We start from the raw sequence: 24,638 nt of genomic DNA, 5'->3' as shown, positions 1-24,638 counted from the left end.
TAAATTGTAATTCCAAATCAATATGCTTTTGATCAGCGAAGGGGAAAGAAACAAGAAAATTAGAACCGGCTTAGTTAATGTAGAAATCGCAGTTTTGGGCAGTAATGATATCGATCGGCATAAAATTGTTTTTTTCGCCAGTTTTTGCATGCACAACAAACTGGTACAGTGCCATGATACCTTTGTATCCCTGCTCTCGGGGTTTCTGACAGATGAGAAAATCAATACTCCCCTGCTTTAAGAACTGTAGATTTTCTTTAGTGTAATCAAATCCGATCAGCATTTTACGTGCGTGAGTTTGGTTTAAATATTTTGCTACTGCCGACACTCTGGAGTTCGTCACAAAAATGGCCGATACATTATTTTCCTTAAAAACTGTTTGCAACGATGCAGCCACGAATTGATAATCAGTCTGTACGATATCAATTTTGAGGATGGTATTTTTTAAATCATTCTCTTTAAAGTAACTACGGAAACCCTGTTCCTTACGGAGCAGGTGATGGTGATCATCTATCTCGTGCGAGATATTGACAATCAGTATCGTATCATCTTCCTTGATAACATACTTCATTAAATGGGCAGACAGATAACCGCTTTGGTAAAGTTCCGGTCCGAAATAACTCAAACTATTATGGCCCTGGATATCCGAATTGATAAAAACATAGGGAATTTTTCTTTTGTCCAGTTTGATCAGAAAATTTTCGGATTCTTCAATAAAAATTGGTGCAATAAGGACGGCATGAATATCCGAAAGGTCAATTTGGTCAATTTGCTGAACAAAAGAGGTTTTGTGGTTTAGATCGTAAAAATATTTTTTCAGGATAATTCCGTAAGGAGCTATTTCACCTGCCGCCTGCTCAATACCCATCAAGGGCTCTTGCCAATAATCCGTTTCATCAGAAACTGAAGGGATGATCACAGCAAAAACAATCTGTTTTTTAGAGGCTAATCTGCGGGCCAAAATATTGGGCTGATATGCCAGTTCTTCAATAATAGCCAGTATTTTATCTTTTGTTTTCTTGGAAACACCTGTTCTGTTATGCAAAACCCGATCTACCGTACCAATAGATACATTTGCACGGCGGGCAATTTCCTTAACACCAACAAGTTCTTTATTTCCTTCCATAATTAATTCTTAGCTAGTTTTTTGCAGTTCTTTCTTAAAAGGCATTTATTATCTAAAAATGCCTGTCATGTTAAAGCTTCTTCCCTTTGAGTAAAATCGGAATATGCCATATGCACTCAGTTAACGTACACGAAAATAACAATTATTAATTACAAATTGGGGCTTAGCTGTAAGACGCTTATCATAATCAGGAATATGAATGTACAGTACGCAAGCTGATCAGAAGAAAGATTTAGAAGCACCAAATACGCTCTGTCTAACTTTATTTGGCCTCTTCAATCCCACTTTTACACGGAATAGCCTTTATCTGGTCAGATATATGAGAAATGTATAATTCTTACCCTTAAATGTATAAGCGGGCAGCGATTTGATGGTGGAACTTTGTGTAATCAAAAAATTAAAACGATGAACACAACAGATCAACAATCGAAAATCGTCCTGATAACCGGCGGTAGCCGGGGGATAGGAAAAAGCATTGCATTGAATGCAGCAAAACGCGGCATTGGCGTGATCCTCACTTACAATAGTCAACCCGAACACGGACAAGCAGTGGCTGATGAGATCAACCACAATGGTGGTAAAGCGGTTGCATTGCAGCTCAACTCGGCCGATACGGGATCGTTCAGCAATTTCGGCAAACAGGTACTGCAAGTGCTTAGAACAGAATGGGACCGGGAAGGCTTCGACTATCTCGTTAACAATGCGGGAATAGCTCAACGAACACTTATTAAAGATACAACCGAAGAACTGTTCGACCAACTGGTGAACGTCAATTTTAAAGGTGTATTCTTTCTGACGCAAAAGCTGCTTCCTTTCATCGCTGACGGCGGCCAGATCATTAACATCTCTTCCGGGCTGGCACGGTTCGCGTTTCCAGGCGTGGCGGTGTACGGTGCACTGAAAGCCGCAACTGAAGGTTTAACCCGATACTTCGCCAAGGAATATGCTGACCGGAATATCCGGGTGAATAGTGTTGCACCCGGTGCAATCGATACCGAGTTTGGCGGCGGAAAAGGCGATGAGGATCATAGGCATCAAATTGCAGCCGGCATAGCCCTGGGGCGCCTAGGTGTAGCTGATGATGTAGGTCGTTTTGTTGCATCGCTATTATCGGATGACAGCAGGTACGTAAATGCCCAGCGTATAGAAGTGGGCGGTGGTATAATGATATGACCAATTATAATAGCAAGCTTATGCCTATCCTTATTCGAATGGAAAATGAATATGAAACAGCAAATACCAGGTATGTTTACTAAATTTGAATCAGGATTAGACGTCGGTTGTATGGATTATATAGATATCAGATCAATTGCTGAACTGCATGGTTTTTTTCATTACAATAAACCGCTGCACCCACTTATTTCCGTTATAGACCTGGCCAGGGTTGACCGCTCGAACAGAAAACCGGGAGCCTCCTACCGACTTGACTTATACTCCATAGCCTGTAAAAAGATCGAAGGTGTGTTTAGATACGGTAGGACCAGTTATGATTTTTCAGCCGGTTCATTAATGTTTACCGCACCTGATCAAGTGCTAACCCCAGGAGTCGAAAACAAGGTGGAGGGCTGGGCAATTTATATACACCCTGATTTTTTAAATGCGACCAGCAGAGGGCGGAAACTGTCTGAGTACTCTTTCTTCGGTTATGACACCAATGAATGCCTTCATATTTCAGATGCTGAAAGGGATGTTTTAGAAGATTGTTTGCGCAACATTGGTAAAGAGATCGGAAACAACCTTGATAAACATTCACATAATTTGATCCTGACAAACCTTGAACTGCTTTTATCTTACTGTTCAAGGTTTTACGACCGGCAGTTTTTAACCAGGGTAAAAGCGGGAAATGATATTGTTGAAAAATTTGAAAGACTTTTGAATGATTATTTTACTCAAGGCTCCCTGATTAACACCGGCATTCCGGATGTAAAGTATTTCGCTTCGCACTTAAATTTATCTGCCAATTACCTATCCGACCTATTAAGTAAATATACTGGCAAGTCAACACAGGAACAGATCCATTTGAAATTAATTGATAAAGCAAAGCATTTACTATGGAGTACAGAAAGCGCGATCAGCGAGATTGCTTATGGACTCGGCTTTGAGCACCCTTCTCATTTCACCAAAATTTTTAAAAACAAGGTCGGTCAGTCTCCAAAAGAATTCAGAAACCTGAATGAAAGAGAACAACGGCTATAAATAAAAAGCTATGAAAATATTAAATATCCATCATCAGGCAAAAGCGATTTGGCTGCTTTTGCTGTTCGTATCATTCGTATTTTCCATTCCGGTAAAAGCGCAGGATACTACGCACGTCCGGAATGTGGTGCTGGTTCACGGTGCTTTTGTAGACGGGTCTGGCTGGCAGCCGGTTTACGAAATACTTACAAAAAAAGGATATAAAGTAAGTGTAACACAACATACGCTTACCACTTTTGAAGAAGATGTTGCAGCGGTAAAGCGAATAATTAATCAGCAGGACGGACCCTGTATCTTGGTTGGCCATAGCTATGGAGGAGCCATTATCACAGTAGCAGGCAATGATCCAAAAGTGGCCGGCTTGGTATATATCGCTGCGCATGCCCCTAATGATGGCGAGTCGGAGGCAAATAACGGCAAGATGAATCCTTCGGCTTATAAGTCGCTGATCAAGGGAACGGACGGCTGGGATTATATTGATCCGAAATTCTTTGCAGCCGATTTTTCAGCGGATCTACCGGCATCAAAGGCTGATTTTATGGCCAACTCCCAAACGCCAACAGCAGATTCCGTATTTCATGCCATTATCCTCAACCCTGCCTGGAAAACAAAGCCAAGTTGGTATATGGTAGCCAAGTCAGATCGGATCATTAATCCGGATCTGGAAAGGATGTATGCAAAACGTGCAAAAAGCCACCTTATAGAAATAGAAGGAGCCAGCCATTCAGTTTACATTTCGCACGCTAAAGAAGTAGCCCAACTCATTATTGCTGCAGCCAAAGGCACAATTCAAAACAAATAACTCCTTGAAAACAGATCGGCGTCGCATGAAACCTATCCAATTTATGTTGTCCCACTTCTATTTACGGTTCAACACTACTTTTTGCTTAGTTTTTTGGCAATATATACTGATGGCAGCATATTAAATTCTTGCTTAAAATACTTGGTAAAGTACTTTGGGTTGTTGAAACCAACCTCATAGGCAATTTCGGAAACGGTTAACTGCGATTTTTCCAAAAGCTGTGTCGCTTTTCTGAGGCGGTAAAAACGGATATACTCTACCGGAGATTTTCCGGTTAAAAGCAGTACTTTTTTGTAAAGGCTTACACGGCTCATGGCCATGTCTTGACTTAGCTGATCTACAGAATAATCAGCATTGGATACGTTGGTTTCGATCAGCGCAGAAAGCTGCCGCATAAATTTTTCATCAACAGATTCTATTTCATCGGCTTTGGGACTAATATCGACTTGTTTTTTATATTTTATCTTCGAAGATGCTAACTGTTTCAGCTGGTTTTTGATTTTGAAAAGCAGTATTTCAAAATTAAAAGGTTTCATTACATAATCATTAGCACCGGTTTCCAGGCCAGAAAGCTGCACCTCCTCACCGGTAAGTGCGGTCAGTAATATTACTGGGGTATCTGCAGTGCGTACATCGCCTTTAATTTTTTTACACAGGTCGATACCGTTCATTTCGGGCATACTGATATCGCTCACCACCAGATCGGGATGGGCAGATAAGACCTTTTGCCACCCCTCTTTTCCATTTACCGCCTCGTAAATCTGATAAAATTCGTTTAAATTGTCTTTTAAATAGAACCTGAAGTCGTCATTATCCTCAACCAATAGTAGCACAGGTTTTTTATCGAATCCTGGTACAGCCTCGGCATTGCTTTCTTCTGTTGGTACTCTGATAGACAGTTTAGCTGTAAAACTGAGCTTACTATTTTCTACTATTGTTACATCTGCCTCATCAAAAGGGATTTTAACTGCAAAGGTAGCACCCTTACCAACCTTACTTTCGGCCCAAATTTCACCACCATGCAAGCGGACAAACTCTTTGGTAATAGCCAAACCTATCCCGCTGCCCTGATTAACAAGGGATCCTGGGATATCGCTCTGAAAAAAGCGGTCGAATATCCGGTTCAGTTTATCTTCTTCAATGCCGATACCATTATCGCTAACACTGATCAAGAGACAGGTTTGATTAAAATTATTTAGGGTCGAACTTAACAGCACATTAACTGATCCACTTTCAGATGTAAATTTAAATGCATTGGAAAGCAGATTGAACAGTATTCTTTCTATTTTATCATGATCAAAAGCTGTGATCAAGCTGATGAGTTCAGATTCGAAATGGAATTTAATATTTTTCTTTTCGGCAATATCGGTAAAGGAATAGGTCAGGTCTTTTATAAAATCCACGACATCGCCAAGCTTACAATCAAGTTTTAACTGCTGCACTTCCATTCTTCTAAAATCCAACAGCTGGTTAACCATGTTCAGCAGGCGTCGCCCATTCCTATGGATCATCTGCAGCTGCTGTTTTTTTCCTTCATCTGCGGTCTGCCTGATCAGTTTTTCCATCGGGGTAATGATCAGTGATAAAGGCGTACGAAACTCGTGGCTTACGTTGGTAAAAAATTTGATCTTCATCAGATCCAGATCGTGCATACGTTTTGCCTCATGGCGCTCCTGCTCCAACGCAAATTCGTGTTTTAATTTTTGGATACCACGGTTTCTGATCAGAAAAAGTATTCCGCCGGCAAGCGCAAGATAAAGCAAATAAGCTAATGGTGTTTTCCAGAAGGGTGGCAATATCTTGATAGAAATTCTTTTCTCGTTCGATACCCAATCGCCTGCAGAATTGGTAGATGAAACCCTGAACACATACGATCCCTGATCCAGATTGGTATAAGTTGCTCTGCGTAAATTCCCCGAAGGCTCTTGCCAGGTTTTATCAAAGCCCTCTAACATATACCTGTACCTGATCTTATCGGGATCGAAGTAATTTAATGCCGTAAATTCAATCGAAATTACATTATGCTTGTGGGTTAAAGATAAATTTTCAGAACTGTTTAAGGTTTTATGCAAAATCACCTCTCCATCCATCTCCTCGTTAACCGCCACGCTTTTATTGGCAATCTGCAGCTCAGAAAGGGCAATTTCAGGTCTTGTATGGTCAGTCCTGATATCTTCTGGCTTAAATAGATTAAAGCCATTTGCACCTCCGAATATCAGTTCGCCATTTCTGGTAATATAGCCGGAATTTATATTAAACTCCCTTCCCTGCAGGCCATCCTGCTGATCGTAATTCCTGAAGGTGTAGGTAAGACCTTTATCTGTTTTTTTTACCTTGATAAAGGTTAAGCCTTTTGTGGTACTTAACCAAAGGTTGCAGTTTTTATCTTCAAGGATCTTTAAGGTATTGTTATCAGGAAGCCCATTATCAATTCTAAACACATCAAATTGGTTGTTTCTAGGGTTATACCGGTTCAATCCATCCCTAGTTGTTACCCAGATATACCCGTAACTATCTTCCAGGATATCGTAAACATTGCCATTGCTCAATGAGTTTTTGAGGTGTGGGTCTGCATTAAAATGTTTGAATTTCCCCGTTTTCTTCTCCCAAAAGTCTAGACCTGAAGAGGTACCGATATAGGCATTGCCATATTTGTCTTTTGATAAAGTCGTTATAAAATTAGACCCAATGGTATTGGCTGATGAATAGGCCTTGTAATGCGAAAAGGTACCTTTCGAACGGTCCAATATATCGATACCTGCACCTAAAGTAGCAATCCAGAGCTTTTGGTCGTCCCCTCCAATAATATCCCATATCCGGTCATCGCCAAGGCTCTTGGCATTGTTTGGATCGTGTCGGTAATTTTTAAAGTTCTGTCCATCAAAACAGTCCAAACCGCCAAAATAAGTGCCGATCCACAGTTTTTTTTGATCATCTATAAATAAGCTTACTACAATATCGTTACTGATACTATTGGGGCTATCGGCCTGGTGCCTATAGGTCTTATAACTTTGTGTTTTTCTGTTGTAATAAATCAGCCCCTGTCCCTTGGTGCCAATCCACAGATTGCCCTGATCATCTTCTACAAACCGGTTTACATCATCGTAGGGCAAACTGCGGCTATCAGAAGCCAAATGCCTGAATAGTGGAAATTTGATGATGTTTTTATGGTAATAGCTAATTCCCTTTTTAAAAGTCCCTATCCAGATAATTCCTTCGTTATCCTTATAAAGGCTCACTATACTATTCTGGCTTAAACTTTTCGGATCGTCCTCCCTATTTTGTACATAGGTTACTTTAAGGGTTTGTTTATTTAAAATATTAATGCCACCATGATCGGTACTGATCCAAATAGTACCACTTTCATCCTGGATTACGCCGGTTACCAAATTATTATTTAAACTACCTGTTTTTTGACTAAAATATTTTACAAGATGATATTTTGGCTGGTAATAAGTTAGTCCTTCCCGGTCATCAAAACTCCAGATAAATATGTCACCGTCATTGTCGATAAAAAAACGCAGCGGTTTAAAAGCAGCCTTTTCTTTAATCTTAAAATCGCAATACCTTCTTTTGATCCTTAAGGTATTGATATCTAAAAGTTCGAAAGATTTATCGGTATGTAAAACGTAAATATTGCCTTTAGCATCACTTTGGATATGGGTAACAGGTGCTGAGCCCAAAGCATCTGGGGCACGGTCTGAACATTTTAAATGGTTGGTTTTCTTTGTAACTATGCTGTAAACATAGACGCCCTCGCCTCCGGCATTGAACCAAAAGTTACCAATTTTATCTTTTTTTATACCAATTACTTTTGTAGTGGGTATACCCATGCTTTTAAAGAAAGGGGCAATATTCTGGATAAATTCCTCCTTTTCCAGATCAAAAACATTTAAGCCTGCCCGGGTATCGATCAGGAGTTTAGCATCGGGCAATTCGCTTATTGCATTGATGAAATCATCACTTAAGGATTTTGGATCCCTCGCATTATGCTTAAAAACCTTAAACTGATAACCATCATACCGGTTTAATCCGGCCATGGTACCAAACCACAAATAGCCTTGCTTATCTTTATAAATAGCAGTTACCTGATTACTGGAAAGTCCGTTTGATAGATCAAGCCTTGAAAACTGCAGTTGCGTTTGCTGTGCATATGCAAATTCACAAATAACCAATAAGATCAGGATGATTTTAACACGCATTTTAATCGCAAAAAAAATATTTGGTTAGGGCAAAGCATATGCAATGTAACAATAAAACTACAAAAACCAATAACGGGTTTATTTTATAATTAACCCATAAAATATAACCAGATGTGCTTTATTTAATTTTGAAGTGCTTTTATAGATATCTATATGTATCTTAGAAACTCAGGCGTAAACTAGCATATCCTTCTATCTAAAATGAATAATCACAGTTTTTTAGCAGACAAGCGTAAAAGTATCTGGTTAGCGTATTTATTTATGCTTATGTTGGGCACATTTCTTTTTTCGTGCAAAAAGGAACGAACAGAAGATGTTGAAATCGACATTCAGGCTGAACTGTTGACAAGACTAAACCAGATAAGAAAAACAGGCTGCACCTGTGGAACAGATATTATGCCACCTGTGCAAAAGGTTACCTGGAACACCTCACTGGAAAAAACTGCCGCACTGCATGCTGAGGATATGTTGAGCCGAAACTATTTCAGCCATCTTACACCTGAAGGTGTTCCGGCAGTGCAAAGATCGCGGGAACAGGGATATAAAGGAACAGCGGTTGGGGAAGTTATTGCTAAAAATTATAACAGTGCTGCCCTGGTTATGGAAGCATGGATTGCCAGCGAAAGCCATTGTAAGGCAATGATGGACTCGACCTATAATGAAGTAGGTGCCGGCAAAGCTGGCACCTACTGGGTAATGGATTTAGGTAGAAAAAATTAATACGCCCGTTATAAATTGTTAATTAGTTAATTAAAGGATACAGTATAGTTATTTACATAGTGATTTCTTCCACCAGCGGTGCTGGTTACCTCAAAGCCGAACTGAACGCGGTCTATCGTTTCGTTCCCGATCCAGCCAAGGTCGTTTTTAAGATAGTTCATAATATCTTTGATATTAACATTACCTGAGGTTGAATTACTGGTGCGCAGGAAAGAAAATACCTGTTTGCCACCCCGAACCAACTGGGCCCTTGTATACATTCCAGGTATGTCCGCCAACGGTTTTGTTGGATACATTGATTTGAGCCACACCACCTGGATACGAACTGGCTATCGGCCCAACACTGCCCCGATAGTTCATCCACAACATAATTTCGTATTTGTCATTACTCGTCCAAACATCATAATCTGCGCCCCAAGACCCATCTGAAGGTACGGTAACATTATATGAAGAGGTAAGGCTATTCAAACTGCTCAGCAAGCGCTGCACCTTGCGTTCGGAATTGGGGTAAGATTTTATACCTGATGTATTCGGATGGTTGGACCAGATGCCCCAATTGTTTCCATTATTGGCCCAAATACTCTGATAGCCAGGATTTGCACCCCATACATTATTAAAAACAGTATACGGAGAATAAGCTTTACTGGTGTAATTGGATGAGCTATTATCCGAGGTCCAATCGGCTTTTACCTCTCCGGCTTTATCTGTTACAACTTGCTGCTCTTTTTTGCATCCGGTAAATAAAAGCATGGTTACTGCTGCACATGTTAAAAATTTTCTCATAATTGGTTAGAATTTTGGCTAGTAATTTTTTCTATCCAAATGTAGTAGCAAAGAGTCTTTGACATAGGTATCTTTTGTTTACATCTAGGGGCTTAATTGTTAACCCGGCCCAGAAAAGAGTATGGATATGACCATACCTGAGGCAGCAGACCACCAAGACAACGTTTTGAAAAACAATAAGATAAAGTTGGATTCTGATTAAAGGAGAATTGGGGTATGGGAGGATAAATTTCTAATAGAATTACAAGAGGTTTATCAAATTGCAGTGAAAAACATGTCAAGTTCAATGGTCTTTTGAGCATGCTAAAATTACATGTTACACGCTAAGCTCCAGAAAAAATTAATAAAGTAGAAAGCAACAAGAACAATATCTAACGACAAGAGCTATACCCACATTTTATATTCGTTCATTCACTTTAACTGCATTTATTAAAATATTTATCGTGCTTATTTCATGCTGAAAAACCGCTATTTCAAGGCGCAAAAAAAAGCCCTTAAATTAAATTTAAGGGCGTAATATAATGGTGGAGAATATCGGATTCGAACCGATCACCTCTTCACTGCCAGCGAAGCGCTCTAGCCAAATGAGCTAATCCCCCAATTTCAAATATTCAATAACCAAAAAAATTAAATAATCATTCGGTAATTGAAACAAGCTTCCTGCCCGAGCAGCAAAAATAGCAAATACTTTCTCGAATGCAAATCATAATTCATTTTTTAATTAATCTTTAGGTTTAAAAGCAAACATGGCCATTAAACAGATTACAACAAAAACCGATTGCATAGGATAATTAATGAACAGAAAAAGTACAAATGTGGCAATAAGTAACAGCACAAAAAACATAATGGCCTTAAAAGCAGTATCCATATAACACATGGCTACAATAGCCAAAAGATAAAAAGGAATAATAACGGCAGCTATAAACATCGCCGAAAATAAATTCCTAATATTAACCGAACATTAAATATCCTTTAGGTTTAATTCTTTAAAGTTTTGAATTAAATATATTCGTTAACCTCTTTTTTGTTCAATAGCGCCTGGTAGGCATCTACAAACTGCGCAACGTTATAACCATCCATCAGAGCATGGTTTACATGTATAGAAACCGACATTATTTTTCTTCCGTTTTCATCCCTAACCTTGCCAAAAGATATTTTAGGGCAGCTGTCCTGATAAGCAAAATTGCGGGCGTGTGATAAAGAACTGAAGTTTAACCAGGGCAATGCCGAATAGTGGATCACATTTTCGCCTGATGAGGAAGGGATTAAACCCATGCCGGCCTGCACCTTTTCGATCTCCTTATTGGCTGCTGTTCTAAAATCTTCAAAATCCCTGTAGAAATCCATGTAGCCAAATCCAAATGTGCCATTTGGTCTGTTGATGGTAGCTGCAGCATTCACACTATTGTATTTCCAAACTTCGCCATCAATAATACGGTAACTAAAAGGTTCTACCTGATTTGCAGCAAGCAGCGATTTGTGCAGATAAAGCAGGAAAAAAGAAACGTTATGTTCTTTTGCTTCTTCGTAAGTAGCAGTACAGTCTACCGCTACGGTTACGCCAAAGAAAGGTTCATCAAAGGCGCTAAAAAATTTAAAATGATCTTTTCTGATCCAGGTGTTTATATCTATTTTTTCTTTCATTCAATTAATTTTGGTAAAATCTCAGATAGGCTTTCCATCTGATAAAAATTTACATGTTCAATGGTATGATCGATATGCTCGTGTACCCATGTGGTATGGAAGGGAATGTGAACGGCATGTCCGCCAATATTCAGTACCGGTAAAACATCCGATTTTAAGGAGTTGCCCAGCATTAAAAACTCCTCAGGTTTACAATCCAGGTGTTTGATCAGTTTTTGATAATCTTTTTCCTGTTTATCGCTCATAATTTCAATATGGTGGAAATAGTGATCAAGTCCTGATTTGGTGAGCTTGCGCTGTTGATCGAGCAGGTCGCCTTTCGTCGCAACCACTAATCTGTATTTTCCGTGCAGGGCTTTAAGTACCTCTTCTACCCCATCAAGCAATTCGACTGGTTTATTGAGCATTTCCTGTCCAAGTGTTATCGCTTTACTAATCACAATAGGGTCTATTTTACCTTCAGTTATCCTTAACACCGTTTCGATCATGCTTAAAACAAAACCTTTAATCCCGTAGCCGTAAAGTGGCAAATTGGCAATCTCAGTTTTGTAAAGTTCTGCCAGAATGCTATGATGAGGCATAAAATCTTCTAAAAGACCTGCAAACTGTTCTTCCGTTTCGCGGAAATAAGGTTCGTTTACCCAAAGGGTATCATCAGCATCAAAAGCAATTACGGTAATTTGATTTTTCATGGTTATGCTTACTTTTAATGCGACAAAAGTAACGCAACTAAGACTGCTAAAAAAGGACATTTGTCCTGACTGAAAAATATGCTACGGACCAATCTTACTTTCTTATCCTTTATCGAACGTTTCTGTACCGAAAGTGAAGGAGGAACCATTACACTTAAAAACTTTAAAGCAGGTTATAGATTTATTGAACAGGGAGGAAAAATAAGCAACATTTACATCATTAAAGATGGAATAAGCAAGTGTTTCATCTCTGAAGAAAACGGCAAGGACTTTATTATCGAATTTTTAGGCAAAGGCGAAGTGGTTGGCGAATTAGAAGCTTTAAAAAAGATTGATTGTTTGTGCAACGTAGCCGCAATAAGTGATGTTACAGCCTATGTTATCCCTGACCATTTATTCCTTTCCTTAATTAATAAAAGTAGCGAATTTACTACAATCTTACTCCAGGAACTGTCTACCAGAATTATACAAACCAGTACACGGGCATCCTTCCAACAGCTATATACCTTAGAATATGCACTTTTAAAATTACTCAAACTGCAGGCTGATGAGCATATCTCCATCTCAAAAGAAGACATGGCTGCCTACCTGGGCATCTCCGTAAGAAGCTTTAACAGAAGCTTAAAGCAGGTGATAGATAAAGGTGGTTTTGATACGCCCGAATTTAAAAACATCCTACAGCTAACCAACATGAAAACGCTGCTCGAAAGATTAAAATAATCAACGTATTTGTGGTATAATTATTGCTTAAGGGCTATTAAAAAAAATTAACTGTAACGTTTCAGCGTTTTGATTCGTTTAAGTAATTGAAATTAAAAAAAACGCATCCACTGAAAATAATGCCACACAAAAACAAACATATACAAATGAAAAACTACAACCGCCAATTCACCTTAAGATTTCCAAGTTAATCGATATTGAGGAGCCAAATCTATTTAAAATGGATCACTCTACAATATAATGATATCCTTACTATCATTTAATAAAGCCTATGGCAATTGCCCATTTGCGATAATTGATTTCAGCTAATCTTAATTAAACATGAGTGCTTATATAAACATCTACACCAATTCATTAACAGACGATCTTATCCCAACAATTTTAAAACGTTTAAATGAGCATGAAAATGTTCTGGATATTAACTCCTCTTTTTCATTCAGAAACCCGAATGGAAACTTGCCAATCGTTTTCAAATGGGACAAACCCAGTTTGGAAATATTTAACGAGAATAACCTAAAACTAAATTTTGGCGTATCCCTTAAATCATTCGACCTTAAGGAGTACAAGAAAAAGCTCTTTAAAGACAAAATCATCAAGCAGAGTTTTGTACAAAAGATATTGGGATTATTTAAAAAGAAAAAAAGAAAGGTTGCAAAACCTATAAAACTGAGCGCAGAGGTTGAAGCTCAGCTTCAAAATTATAACAAAGTATTTTCTTTAAAATATCATTCTGGCGATGTTTTCGAAAATCATTTTGCAACCTTAATTGGTGCAATTATTACCGAGCTAACCAATGGCGTTTGTCATTTTACCCAAGAAAACATGTGGTACGATGCTAAAAATGTATTAAGAGAATCGTTGGTTAACTTATACACACTTGAAGAACTGCCTAACCACATTAACAAGAATGCGGTAGCTGTTGCCAGTTAAAAACATTTTTAAAGTCAATATTAATCCCAGTTAAACAATAACGGTGATTGATATTGACTTTTATTTTTCTTCATATATAAATTTAATCAAGACTATAAAAAATCAGATTAAATGGGATATATTCGAACAGATTAATTGCTCGATAAATGAATACATTTGAAGAAACAGGTGGCGTTAGAATAGGCGGCTTTAAGGCAACCTGGCCTTTTGCCACTTTAAAAATAAGCGAATTTAAACTCGAACTTAATGCATCCATCAGGGGTAATTTTGTTTTTAGACGCTCAGATATTATCGCCATTACTCCCCACACTTCTATATTAGGTAGTTCAATCAGGATTACCCACCGAGTTGAAAAATACAATAAAGACATCTTCTTTACCTTTCTGGGAAATGCAGAGGAGCGGATGGCAGAGATCATACAAACCGGTTTTCTTAATTATACCGAACCTACCCCAAATTACATTGAGCAGGAGATCAGCCAGCTTCAGGCTCAAACTGGTTTCCCGATTAAAATTCCAATTGCCGCAGGTATCGTGGTGATCTGGAACTTACTTTTCCTATCCGATTTTTTCAACATATTTTACACCAGAAAAGAGACAGAAATATTCGGAATTGGTGTTGGCTTAGCGCTTGCTTTCGTATTTTTAATCTGCGTATCATTGCTCACTTCAGACGTAGCCAGACAACTGATATTAAAGAATAGTGGTAGTACCGCTGGCCTTAAACCTTTTTTATTTTTCACAGCCTTTATTACATTTATACTATTTGTAGCGTGTTTCCTTCCACAATACCTCTCAAACCACTAAACATTTAACAGAAAAAGTTGTTAGTTAGCTAACGAAAGAGAAGAAGAAGAACTTACCGAAATGAGAGAATCTTTTTTTAGTTTTATGGCGCAATAAATGCCAATTTATCAATACAACATATCCCTAAATTCTATTTAAAGCAAAAGCATGAATGTAGAAGAAGTTTTTAAGAACAACGAAAAATGGATCGCCGAAAAACTGGCCATCAACCCTGATTATTTTACTGAATTATCGAAAGGCCAAAGCCCTGAGTTTTTGTACATCGGCTGTTCAGATAGCCGTGTTACGGCAGAAGATTTAATGGGTATACAACCAGGGCAGGCTTTTGTTCACCGGAATGTAGCCAACCTGGTAAACAACGTGGATCTGAGTGTGATGACGGTTTTAAATTACGCCGTGCGCCATTTAAAAGTTAACCATATTGTGGTTTGCGGCCATTACAATTGTGGAGGCGTTAAAGCAGCCATGCAGCCTGCAGATTTGGGCATATTAAACCCCTGGTTAAGAAACATTCGCGATGTATACCGCATCCATAAAGACGAACTGAATGCCATTGAAGATGAAAGTCTTCGTTATAACAGATTGGTAGAGCTTAATGTTCAGGAGCAATGTGTAAACCTGTTAAAAACAGCAGCAGTTCAGGAAGCTATTTCAAATCGTGGATTAACCGTTCACGGTTGGGTATTTGATATCCACACGGGTCGCTTAATTGACCTGAAGATCGATTTCGAAAAGATTTTGAAAGATATTAAGGAGATTTATAACCTTTATTAGTCCACAGTCATAAGTCCGAAGTCTTTAGTCCTGGGCGTATAAAAACCTCGCAGGTTTTAAAAAGTTTGGCGTTAAGCGTTTGGAGTCCAAGGTGCATAAAAAAACCTCGCAGGTTTTAAAAACCTGCGAGGTTTATTCCCCTTGAATCATCGACTAAGGACTAAAGACTCCAGACTACGGACTAACCTACCTTCCCATCCAACCACCATCAACGGTCAAAATTGTCCCATGAACATAATCGCTGGCAGGTGAGGCCAGAAATAATGTAGGCCCTTTAAAATCTTCTGGTGTTCCCCATCTTCCGGCAGGAATACGCGATAAAATAGAAGTGCTTCTATCCTGATCTTCACGTAAAGCTGAAGTATTATCAGTTGCGATATAACCAGGAGCAATCGCATTTACATTTACGCCTTTTGAAGCCCACTCGTTTGCGAAAGCTTTGGTTAAAGATGCAATTGCACCTTTACTTGCCGCATAACCGGGAACAGTAATTCCACCTTGGAATGACAGTAAGGATGCCGTAAAAATTACTTTTCCGCTACCTCTGGCAATCATTTCCCTTCCGATTTCGCGGGTTAAAATAAATGGTGCAGTTTGGTTTACCGCAATTACTTCGTCCCAATACTCATCCGAATGCTCAGCAATCGGCTGACGTAAAATCGTTCCGGCGTTATTTACTAAAATGTCGATAACGGGATGATCGGCCTTTACCTGCGCAGCAAAAGCCAGGGTATTTTCGCGTTTACCAAAATCGCACTGGTAAGCATAAAACTTTCTACCCAGTGCTAAAACTTCTTTTTCTATAGTGCTACCTTGTAATTCAAGACTGGCAGAAACACCGATAATATCGGCACCTGCTTCGGCCAAAGCTAAAGCCATTGCTTTTCCTATTCCTCTTTTACAACCGGTAACTAATGCAGTTTTACCTGCTAAATTAAATATGTTAGACATGTTCTTTATTCTATGATGCATTTAAGACCGCTCCATTCCGCTACCGATGAAAAATCGGTAATGTAGTTGCGATGACGATGTAATTTATTTCAATTCGGTGATGGCACAGTGATCCATATCACCATAATCTAAATTCTCGCCAGCCATGCCCCAAATAAAGGTATAGTTGCTTGTACCTGCGCCTGAGTGGATAGACCAGTTTGGCGAGATTACCGCCTGATCACTTTGCATCCAAATGTGACGGGTTTCTTGTGGCTGGCCCATAAAATGGCAAACACTCTGACCTTTTGGAACTTCGAAATAGAAATAAGCTTCCATCCTCCTATCATGTGTATGTGCCGGCATGGTATTCCAAACACTGCCCGATTTTAGTTCCGTCATACCCATTTGCAATTGACAGGTCGGCAAAACACTGTTCACCAACAACTTATTGATTATTCTATGGTTTGCGGTTTCAGGCGTGCCCAATTCTACAATCTCTGCTTCCGCTTTGCTTACTTTTTTGTTAGGATAAGTGTGGTGGGCAGGAGCAGAATTGATGTATAATTTAGCCGCCTCACCAGGTGTGACAGATTCAAAAAATACTTCTTTTGTACCTTTACCAATGTATAAAGCCTCTTTATAATCCAATTCGTATTTTTCGCCGTCAGCAGTAACGATTGCTTTTCCACCTACATTGATAATACCCAGTTCCCTACGTTCTAAAAAATAGGTCGCTTTTAAATCACCAGGGTTTGGAAGTGCTATTTTCTGATCAACAGGCATTGCACCCCCAACAATATATCTATCAAAATGAGATAAAGTTAGGTTTACCTGGTTGGCCTCAAATACGTTTTCGATCAGGAAATTATCCCGCAAAGCTGCGGTATCCATTTGTTTAACTTCTTTAGGGCTTTGCGCGTAACGGCTTTCGAATTTGTTCATTGGTTAAAAATTGAGTTTTGCGATAAGGCCTGAACCGATATCAGATCCTATCCGCAAATATATTTATACGATACTTATTATTTGTATTAATACTCAACTTTATAATCCTTTTTTATGGTTTCTCCGCTCCAGGCTTTCAAACTGGTCCATGGTGCGGGTGCATCTGTCCAAAATTTATTATCGGCAGGTAAACCCAAGGTTAAAAAGCCTAAGGTGGCCATGTATAAACTTCCTGTAGAAGTATAGGTATCAGCCACTTCCGGTTGATGACCGTTAAAGCCAAGCACCAACCATCCTTTATCATCAAAATTCTGGTTTCCATCGTACAGTTTATGCATTACCGCGGTTAAGCCGCCACGAACTTGCGATGGTTTTACATATTCTGGCAGTTTTTCCATTAGCGCTGTTTGCGCCAGGGCCTGAAAGGCTGCTGTACGGTAAGTAATCGAACGGCCATAGGCAGGATAAGTACCTTCTGGTGAAATAATTCTTTCCAGATATTCAGAATAACGTACCATTCTTTTCAAGGCTATATCATAGTCGGCCTGAGATGCTCTTTTTTTATCAACTAAAACTTTCAAAAGATCAACCAGCATGGGATGGATCACATAAGAATTGTAATAATCCATACTAAATTTTTCGCCATCACTGTACCAGCTATCGCCTACATACCATTCCTTCATTTTATTAATCGAGAATTGAACACGGGCAGGATCGTACTGCTCGCCAATGCTCAATAAAAACCCTTCAGTTAAGCCCGAAAACAATAGCCAGTTATTGTAGGCACCGCTTCTGGTGCGTAGCGATTTAAATTCTTCTATAAACCTTTTTTTGGTGATTTCATCAAGCGGCTCCCAGAGTGCGTTTGGCGCCCGAAGAAAGGCATGTGCTACATAAGCGGCATCAACAATAGGCTGATTTTCGGAGCGGTAACTGATATAATCAGGACTTGCGGGATTTACTGAATTGGCCAGCGCTTTTAAAAGCTCGGTGCGCATGGTTTTTCTGAGCTTACCTTCTGCAGAGTTGTCATCCGGCAAAGCCAACCATGGCGCAACTCCTGCAATGGTACGGCCCAGGGCTTCGAGATACGTAACTTTGGCTACGTTTAAGCCATAGCCAGGGGCTTTTTCTAGCGGCATGTTCTTTTTTAAAGTTTCATTGGCCAGGTTATGGATCACCGGGTAGGCAATGCGGTTTAAGGTTTTAACCCAAAAAGCACGGTCCTCGGCACCTGTTGCAGGTTTCTTTTGTGCGTTTGCCAACTGAGAAAAAATCAGCAGGGCAGAAAAAATCAGTTTATATTTCATTATCATTATATATGTGAGTGTGATGGCTCACTCTGGTTATTTTTAATTATTTGGAGAGCAGGTTTCTGTGCTACAATTCAGGTTTCTTCCCGCTTTCCGTTTTATCCTGATGAAGGATCAGGATGTCCACTCCAATCGGGTCTAGGTGGCACGGCGGGCATTACTATTATTGACAGTCCTTGCACAAGCCCCAGTTCATAAACCCGGTAGTAGCGTGCATCCCGATTTAAGCACCGGTTTATGTTATATTTTGGTGTACTTGCTTGTTTGACAGGTTTTCTATCGGGATAAAGCGAATAACGGGACTACCGCATCCGAAGCATTACTAAACGTTCATTTCCAGAATAAACAATAGGTTTATATTTCATTTTCTTTATTATGCGAGTTTAACACCAAAGCTCAAGTTATTTTTAATTATTTGGAGAGCAGGTTCCTGCACTTCGATTCAGGTTTCTTCCCGCTTTCCGTTTTACTTCTCCCGATGAAAAATCGGGCTCTTGTTCACTTTAATCGGGTCTAGGTGGCATGTGAGCTGCTACTATTTTACCCGATTAAGCGATCTGTATTCTTTTACAGGAATCAATTTTTAGCTTCTTTCCCTTACGAAATCGTCATGCTGAACTCGTTTCAGCATCTTTCATGCAAATAGACCCTGAAATAAATTCAGGGTGACGATTATAAATAAAATCTTTTAAAGATATATCAATCGTTCTGAGATAAATACCATTTTTTATACCTGGCCAATGCTTCCAAATAATAATAATCGGCATAAATTAAAGGTACATCTATTTCGCTGTTTAACGGGTAGGCGCCTGTGCTGTGCATCAACAAAAAACCACCGTTTTCACCTAATTTAGCATGGTAAGCACTGCTCGAAAGCGAATAGATCATGGTTTCGGCCGCAGATTTGAATGCTGTTTTTTCGCTACCCGAAGTGTACTGACCCAGCTCTAACAATGCCGAAGCCATCAGTGCGCCTGCAGAAGCATCGCGTTTGGCAAATGGAATCCCCTGCGCATCGAAATCCCAGAAAGGAATTTTATCGGCAGGTAAATTTGGATGGTTCAATATAAAGTGCGCAATACCTTTGGCCTGTTTTAAATAGACCGGATCTTTGGTAAATCGGTACATCATAGTATAGCCATACAAAGCCCAACCCTGTCCACGCGACCACGCCGAACAGTCTGCTGCGCCCTGCCACGTTGCCTTCCTAATTACCGCTCCGGTTTGAGGGTTATAATCTACTACATGGAAAGAACTGAAATCTGGGCGAAAATGGTTCTTTAAAGCTGTATTGGCATGGATAACCGAAATTTCTTTATACTTCTTATCTCCACCATTATCACTAACCCAGTTCATCATTTCAAGATTCATCATATTATCTATAATTACTGGGCACTCCCACATTTTGCTTTTGTTCCAAGATTGGATAGATTTTACGACAGGGCGGTACCGCGTAGCCAAAGATTCTGCCGAACGCTGAATCACAGCCTTATATTCTGGCTTGCCGGTTAAGCGGTAAGCATTTCCAAAACTACAATACATCATAAAACCCAAATCGTGGTTTCCGGTATAAGTTTGGTTCGGCTCTATTACTTTTAAGGCTGCTTCTGCCTCCCGTTTAATGTTCTGATCTTTAGTTTGTTCGTATATGTACCACAAACTGCCAGAATAAAAACCGCTGCACCACCATTTAATATCGTAGTTTATAGATTTACCTTTGTCGAAACTCTGAGGCGTTTTACCTTCGGGTATATTTTTAGCAAGTACTTTATATTGGTCAGCGGCGAATTTAAATTCATCGCTAATTAACTGAGCCATTGGCTTCTTGGCGGTTTGGGCAAATGAACTACCCCCCGTAAGCAGGAGTAATGCGGCAATTAAATTGATTTTTTTCATCTGTATATTTGTGTTTTGAAGGTAATGAAGCTCTCCTAGCAGAGGAAATATCATATCCTGTTTATTATTTTTTGTATTGCTGAGGATATGATGGTTTCATCGTTTATAATTTGTTTTATTCTTTTATTTTAAAACTTGCTGTAGCACCTGCAAAAGCACCATTTGGCAAATTACAATTTATACTTTTTGATTTCGATAATCCTGGCAGCTTTAACAACACGCTTATAGTTGCATTTTCCTGTGCGGGATCTGCGATATATAACGTAGGGTTTTTACCGTTTAAATCTTTAATGTAAACCGTACACGGCTGGTCTACCTGAAGGGAAAGGCCATTGGCAGCCAGTGTTCCCGCTTTATAAAAAACGGCCTGCAACATGTCCAGTCCGGTATGTTTTACAGCCTGCAGTTCATCGGTATTTTTTAATACCTGTATCATCGACCGGTTGTATTTTTTTAAACCCGCAGCGTCAATTCCTGGCACAACAATATACTGATAGCTGGCGTTCTGAGGATTTTTGCCATGATTTAACCAAATCTTAAATACATTATGTTTGAGTTCGGTTTTACCTTGAAAATGATTGATGCGGTACCAGTTTCCGGTTTGCGATTTGCTGTTGATTTCTAAAATCCCACCCTGGGGAAAAATATACCCAATACTATCATGAACTGCCCAGCCTTCGCTATTGCCTTTAGCCCGTGTTCCATTTGATGAAATTACATCCCCCCTAGACCAAGCCTGATTAACAGTTGTGGTAATATTTTCTTCCGAATCGCTCCTAATCCCAGCACCTAAACAAACCACTTCCTGATCGAAAAAGAACCATGCTTTTTTTGCTTGAACACGATCATAGTCTAAATCGTAACATGAAACGCCATAAATACCATCACTAACTCCACCCACAAATTTGGTGGTCCCCGGAATTCCCCATTCCTTTAATATTGTTGCACCATTATCATCGGCATAATCTCTACTGGTGGTTCCAGGGATTTTATCCCATTCCCAAACAGGCATCAGGTTGGCATATTCCGATCCGCTACGCTGGATATTGGTTGCCCCATCGGGGAGAAATTTCCCCAATATGTTTTCATTGTTACCGCGTTCTGTCCGTAAAGTTCTTGTTGATGCCGTTTGCACACTAAAGGTATAAGCGGGGCGAAGGTGCAGGGTATATCCGCTTTTCCAAAACTGGTTATGGGTGGGCATAATTTTATAACTGGGCAGTTCCGCCCCCGAGGTCCGTTTAACCGAAGCATCCCAATATGCGGCATTTTCAGGATCGAAAAGTTTAATTTTATTCACCATCCCACCCATTCCGCTGCTTAAAGAATCTTTACGGCTAATCCCTCGTCCACGCACATTAAAATCGTAAAACGATCCTCTTATGGTTTTTAAGAAAGTATTTTTAAGGTAATTGACCAAAATGGCCAGTTGATCTTTCGGCAAAGCATACCCTGTTTCCCTTAAATAGAAAGCCGCATTAACCGAATTTCCGGCAAACACCCTTCCATAACTGGCAATGGCCTGCTGTTTTCCATGCTGATAATAACTCCCATCAACCTGAACACCTTCCTTGCCATCAGTTATGGCAATAGGTTCGAACAGGTATTTTGCAGCAGAATCGAGCGTTACCTTGTTCTGTGTTAGGCAAGCACGATATAAATAATGTAATGCTTCATCAGAAGTGTTGGCACCGTCGCCAGTCTTTAATTTTCTGATCATCCTTTTGATCAACGCATTTTCTAGCGTTGCAGGAAGCCCGGTTTTGGCATTGCGCATCAAAATTAAGGTTTGCCCAATAGCCTGAGGATAAAAAATATCATTGTACCACCAATTCTTGTTCTTCGGGTTTTTATCCAGCCAGTTCTGTAAAGACCTCACAATAGCAGCGTGTAGTTCGCTATTGTTATAAAGTTTATTCGATGGGCGGATATAAGCGGTCGCCATATCTTTGATCCGTTTTAAAGGATCGTACTGCACATCGGCATAATTGATATCTGCCCAGCTGCCATCTGCATTTAGATTTTTAAGATGTTTGCCCACCTCTTCGGCCAATGGTTTATCTTTAACAAAAGTCTGCAAATCGTTATTAATGCACTGCAGAATAACATTAAAAGGTTCGTTTTGGGCGTTTGCCGATATACCAATCAGCATCAGGCCTCCAACCAGAAATCCAAATCTAATCTTTCGGTGAGCCTTTATTTTGTTGTTTGTTTTTTCACTTATGGCAATCATGTTTATTTTTTATTTAAGCAAACCGGTTTAGGTATTCGCAATAAAGAATTGGCAAAAGGCAATTCAATTTCATTTTTCGCTTCATTTCATTTAAAAAAGCCACCAAGCTAGGCAAGGTGACCCCAAACTAACGATACTAACCATTTTTTATCAGACCGAACTGATGTTTCTTTATTTTCTACCAGCCCGGATTTTGGATCAATGCTGTATTTTTTGCTATTTCTGAAGCCAACATTGGGAATAAACCATAATTGGCAGGAAAATGATGTTCGCGCACATCTACATATTCGTAACTATAGGTATTACCCGTTTTGGTTATTTTAACGCCTCGTATTGGCTTTTCAAAATCAACCGCAGCTGTTTTCCATCTTCTCGCGTCCCACATACGGTGTTCTTCCATAAACAATTCTATATCGCGTTCTTTTTGAATAATGGCCCGCATTTCATCTTGTGTTGCATCTGCCTTAATTCCATAATTACCATCTGGACCTGCGGTAATACCAGCACGTTCCCTTATTTTTCTTAGTTGGGCATACACTTCAGGTACTGGTCCGCTGTATTCGTTAAGTGCTTCAGCATAATTCAATAAAATTTCTGCATACCGAATCAGTCCCCAGCATCGCTCACCGTTTCCTGTAGAGTTTTCTAAAAGATATTTACGGGGAAAGTAGCCTGTATTAAACCCAAGCGGACCACTCACAGCATCCGTTGTACCAGAACCTACATAAGTATTTACAGGAGCAGCATTATTACCACTTAAAATCCATGGGGCACCATTATAAATTACTGAATTGGCAAAACGGGGATCACGGTTGGCGTAAGGATTGGCCGGATCGTATAAAGAACCCGCTTCATTAATGGCTTTCCCGTTAATCATCGGAAACTTATCTACCGTTTGCTGACTTACCGTAAAGGCATAACCACCAGATCTGCTTTGCGGCAGTAAAAAAGATTCAAACTCACGTTGTGCACCTCTCATCGCGGCAAACAGGTATTCGCTGTTTACCCGCATCTGAAAAACCTTATAAAAACCATATCCGTTTCTATTGGTTGTACCGCTTGGTGCACCGTTATCTACATACAAAGAATAGTTACCGGTATTGATGATATCTGATGCCGCATCCGCAGCTTTTTTCCAGCGTTCTTTATCGTAAGCGGCATAACCGGTTAAATTGTGTACTTCGCCAGATGGGGCTAATTGGCCACCGTTAAATAAGGGACTTGCGGCATACAATAAAACACGCGATTTTAAGCCCATGCAGGTTCCTTGCGTAATGCGCCCGTAATTTTGAGGCAAAATGGTTACACTGGTTGGTAAATCTGCTTTGGCGGCTTCGCATTCTGAAACGATATAATTTACACAGTCCTGGTAGGTAGATCTTTTTAAATTAAAATCCTCGGTAATATCATAAACCTTATCGCCCAGTAATGGTACACCTCCAAAAGCCCTGATCAATAGGAAGTAATACCAGGCCCTTAAATACCTGGCTTCGGCAATCATACCTTTTTTAGTTGCAGCACTTAACGGTGCCCCACCAATATTTTGCAGAAGCACATTTACCCTTCTGATATTTTGATAAGGAACCGACCACATGCCGGTAAAATCGCTGTTTGTTGAGCTTTTAGATACCAGCCCAAAAGCAATAACCACTGCAGAATTTTGGGTACCGTTGTAACGGCCGGCAACACCTTCATCAGCCGCTCCTGCATGCCCCCCAGCATCAAGGTATTGAATATCGTATTGAAAACCAACCTGCTGATAAATCCGCGTTAAAAACGCCTGGGTATTAATACTATCGGCAAAAGTGGTTTCTTCGTTTAAGGTAGTTAATGTACTCTCATCCAATAAGCCTCCTTTTTTGCAGGAAGAGCTGATGATGATGAGTGCAAATATGGCTATGATAGAAATTTTCTTTTTCATGATCA

Annotated in this window: 21 protein-coding genes and 1 tRNA gene; 8 read left to right on the top strand and 14 right to left on the bottom strand. The window is 39.7% G+C overall.

The features are described 5' to 3' along the window. Positions 1–70 precede the first annotated feature (70 nt). A complete protein-coding gene (locus tag J7E57_RS24100) occupies positions 71–1,126 on the bottom strand; it encodes a substrate-binding domain-containing protein (protein ID WP_215131646.1) in 1,056 nt (351 codons plus the stop codon). A gap of 405 nt (positions 1,127–1,531) precedes the next feature. On the opposite strand from J7E57_RS24100, the gene J7E57_RS24095 reads away from it, so the two are divergent. From J7E57_RS24095 to J7E57_RS24085, 3 genes are read left to right on the top strand one after another with little or no spacing between them, the layout of a single operon-like run. Next, positions 1,532–2,299, top strand: a complete 768-nt coding sequence (locus J7E57_RS24095; RefSeq protein ID WP_215131645.1) for an SDR family NAD(P)-dependent oxidoreductase — start codon at positions 1,532–1,534, stop codon at positions 2,297–2,299. A gap of 51 nt (positions 2,300–2,350) precedes the next feature. Beyond that, positions 2,351–3,322: a helix-turn-helix domain-containing protein gene (locus tag J7E57_RS24090; protein WP_251030024.1), complete on the top strand. Its 972-nt coding sequence runs from the start codon at positions 2,351–2,353 to the stop codon at positions 3,320–3,322. Between the two features lie 10 nt (positions 3,323–3,332). After that, a complete protein-coding gene (locus tag J7E57_RS24085; protein WP_215131644.1) occupies positions 3,333–4,124 on the top strand; it encodes an alpha/beta hydrolase in 792 nt (263 codons plus the stop codon). Between the two features lie 74 nt (positions 4,125–4,198). On the opposite strand, the gene J7E57_RS24080 is transcribed toward J7E57_RS24085, so the two are convergent. Next, a complete protein-coding gene (locus J7E57_RS24080) occupies positions 4,199–8,326 on the bottom strand; it encodes a hybrid sensor histidine kinase/response regulator transcription factor (RefSeq protein WP_215131643.1) in 4,128 nt (1,375 codons plus the stop codon). A 201-nt stretch (positions 8,327–8,527) separates the two neighbouring features. On the opposite strand from J7E57_RS24080, the gene J7E57_RS24075 reads away from it, so the two are divergent. Then, positions 8,528–9,046, top strand: coding sequence for a CAP domain-containing protein (locus tag J7E57_RS24075; protein WP_215131641.1), 519 nt, complete (start codon positions 8,528–8,530; stop codon positions 9,044–9,046). A 26-nt stretch (positions 9,047–9,072) separates the two neighbouring features. Here the strand turns inward: J7E57_RS24075 and J7E57_RS27310 are convergent, their stop codons facing one another. From J7E57_RS27310 to J7E57_RS24050, 6 genes are all read right to left on the bottom strand, one after another. Then, positions 9,073–9,207 carry a hypothetical protein gene (locus J7E57_RS27310; RefSeq protein ID WP_262897904.1) on the bottom strand — a complete coding sequence of 45 codons (135 nt, stop codon included), beginning with the start codon at positions 9,205–9,207 and terminating at the stop codon, positions 9,073–9,075. A 34-nt stretch (positions 9,208–9,241) separates the two neighbouring features. Continuing rightward, on the bottom strand, positions 9,242–9,829 hold the full coding sequence (locus J7E57_RS24070; protein ID WP_215131640.1) for a GH12 family glycosyl hydrolase domain-containing protein: 588 nt from the start codon (positions 9,827–9,829) through the stop codon (positions 9,242–9,244). A gap of 522 nt (positions 9,830–10,351) precedes the next feature. After that, positions 10,352–10,428 (bottom strand) — tRNA-Ala (locus J7E57_RS24065). Between the two features lie 122 nt (positions 10,429–10,550). Continuing rightward, entirely contained in the window at positions 10,551–10,757 is a 207-nt protein-coding gene (locus tag J7E57_RS24060) for a hypothetical protein (protein WP_215131639.1), read from the bottom strand. Positions 10,758–10,828: 71 nt separating this feature from the next. After that, on the bottom strand, positions 10,829–11,473 hold the full coding sequence (locus J7E57_RS24055) for a chloramphenicol acetyltransferase (RefSeq protein WP_215131638.1): 645 nt from the start codon (positions 11,471–11,473) through the stop codon (positions 10,829–10,831). Further along, positions 11,470–12,165 (bottom strand): HAD family hydrolase, encoded by a 696-nt coding sequence (locus J7E57_RS24050; RefSeq protein ID WP_215131636.1) that lies wholly within the window; start codon positions 12,163–12,165, stop codon positions 11,470–11,472. The genes J7E57_RS24055 and J7E57_RS24050 overlap by 4 nt, the downstream gene beginning before the upstream one ends. A 78-nt stretch (positions 12,166–12,243) precedes the next feature. Between J7E57_RS24050 and J7E57_RS24045 the strand changes: the two genes are divergently transcribed. The 4 genes from J7E57_RS24045 to J7E57_RS24030 all read left to right on the top strand — a co-directional run bounded on the left by J7E57_RS24045 (position 12,244) and on the right by J7E57_RS24030 (position 15,395). Then, entirely contained in the window at positions 12,244–12,885 is a 642-nt protein-coding gene (locus J7E57_RS24045) for a Crp/Fnr family transcriptional regulator (RefSeq protein ID WP_215131635.1), read from the top strand. Between the two features lie 321 nt (positions 12,886–13,206). After that, positions 13,207–13,815 carry a hypothetical protein gene (locus tag J7E57_RS24040; protein WP_215131634.1) on the top strand — a complete coding sequence of 203 codons (609 nt, stop codon included), beginning with the start codon at positions 13,207–13,209 and terminating at the stop codon, positions 13,813–13,815. A 146-nt stretch (positions 13,816–13,961) separates the two neighbouring features. Further along, positions 13,962–14,621 (top strand): hypothetical protein, encoded by a 660-nt coding sequence (locus tag J7E57_RS24035; RefSeq protein WP_215131633.1) that lies wholly within the window; start codon positions 13,962–13,964, stop codon positions 14,619–14,621. 147 nt (positions 14,622–14,768) lie between these two features. Then, positions 14,769–15,395 (top strand): carbonic anhydrase, encoded by a 627-nt coding sequence (locus J7E57_RS24030; protein WP_215131631.1) that lies wholly within the window; start codon positions 14,769–14,771, stop codon positions 15,393–15,395. Positions 15,396–15,581: 186 nt separating this feature from the next. On the opposite strand, the gene J7E57_RS24025 is transcribed toward J7E57_RS24030, so the two are convergent. The 6 genes from J7E57_RS24025 to J7E57_RS24000 all read right to left on the bottom strand — a co-directional run bounded on the left by J7E57_RS24025 (position 15,582) and on the right by J7E57_RS24000 (position 24,633). Continuing rightward, a complete protein-coding gene (locus tag J7E57_RS24025; protein WP_029280663.1) occupies positions 15,582–16,346 on the bottom strand; it encodes an SDR family NAD(P)-dependent oxidoreductase in 765 nt (254 codons plus the stop codon). A gap of 84 nt (positions 16,347–16,430) precedes the next feature. Continuing rightward, a complete protein-coding gene (gene kduI / locus J7E57_RS24020) occupies positions 16,431–17,270 on the bottom strand; it encodes a 5-dehydro-4-deoxy-D-glucuronate isomerase (protein WP_215131630.1) in 840 nt (279 codons plus the stop codon). 86 nt (positions 17,271–17,356) lie between these two features. Beyond that, a complete protein-coding gene (locus J7E57_RS24015) occupies positions 17,357–18,580 on the bottom strand; it encodes a DUF2264 domain-containing protein (protein ID WP_215131629.1) in 1,224 nt (407 codons plus the stop codon). Positions 18,581–19,282: 702 nt separating this feature from the next. Next, positions 19,283–20,479 (bottom strand): glycoside hydrolase family 88 protein, encoded by a 1,197-nt coding sequence (locus J7E57_RS24010; RefSeq protein ID WP_215131628.1) that lies wholly within the window; start codon positions 20,477–20,479, stop codon positions 19,283–19,285. Between the two features lie 115 nt (positions 20,480–20,594). Further along, positions 20,595–22,712, bottom strand: coding sequence for a polysaccharide lyase 8 family protein (locus J7E57_RS24005; protein ID WP_215131626.1), 2,118 nt, complete (start codon positions 22,710–22,712; stop codon positions 20,595–20,597). Between the two features lie 178 nt (positions 22,713–22,890). Then, positions 22,891–24,633 (bottom strand): RagB/SusD family nutrient uptake outer membrane protein, encoded by a 1,743-nt coding sequence (locus J7E57_RS24000; protein ID WP_215131625.1) that lies wholly within the window; start codon positions 24,631–24,633, stop codon positions 22,891–22,893. Between the last annotated feature and the right edge of the window lie 5 nt (positions 24,634–24,638).

This window comes from Pedobacter sp. ISL-64 (genome assembly GCF_018613605.1).
Taxonomy (GTDB): Bacteria; Bacteroidota; Bacteroidia; order Sphingobacteriales; family Sphingobacteriaceae; genus Pedobacter.
The sequence above is the reverse complement of the archived record's forward strand: the minus strand, read 5'-3'. Positions and strand labels throughout refer to the sequence as shown.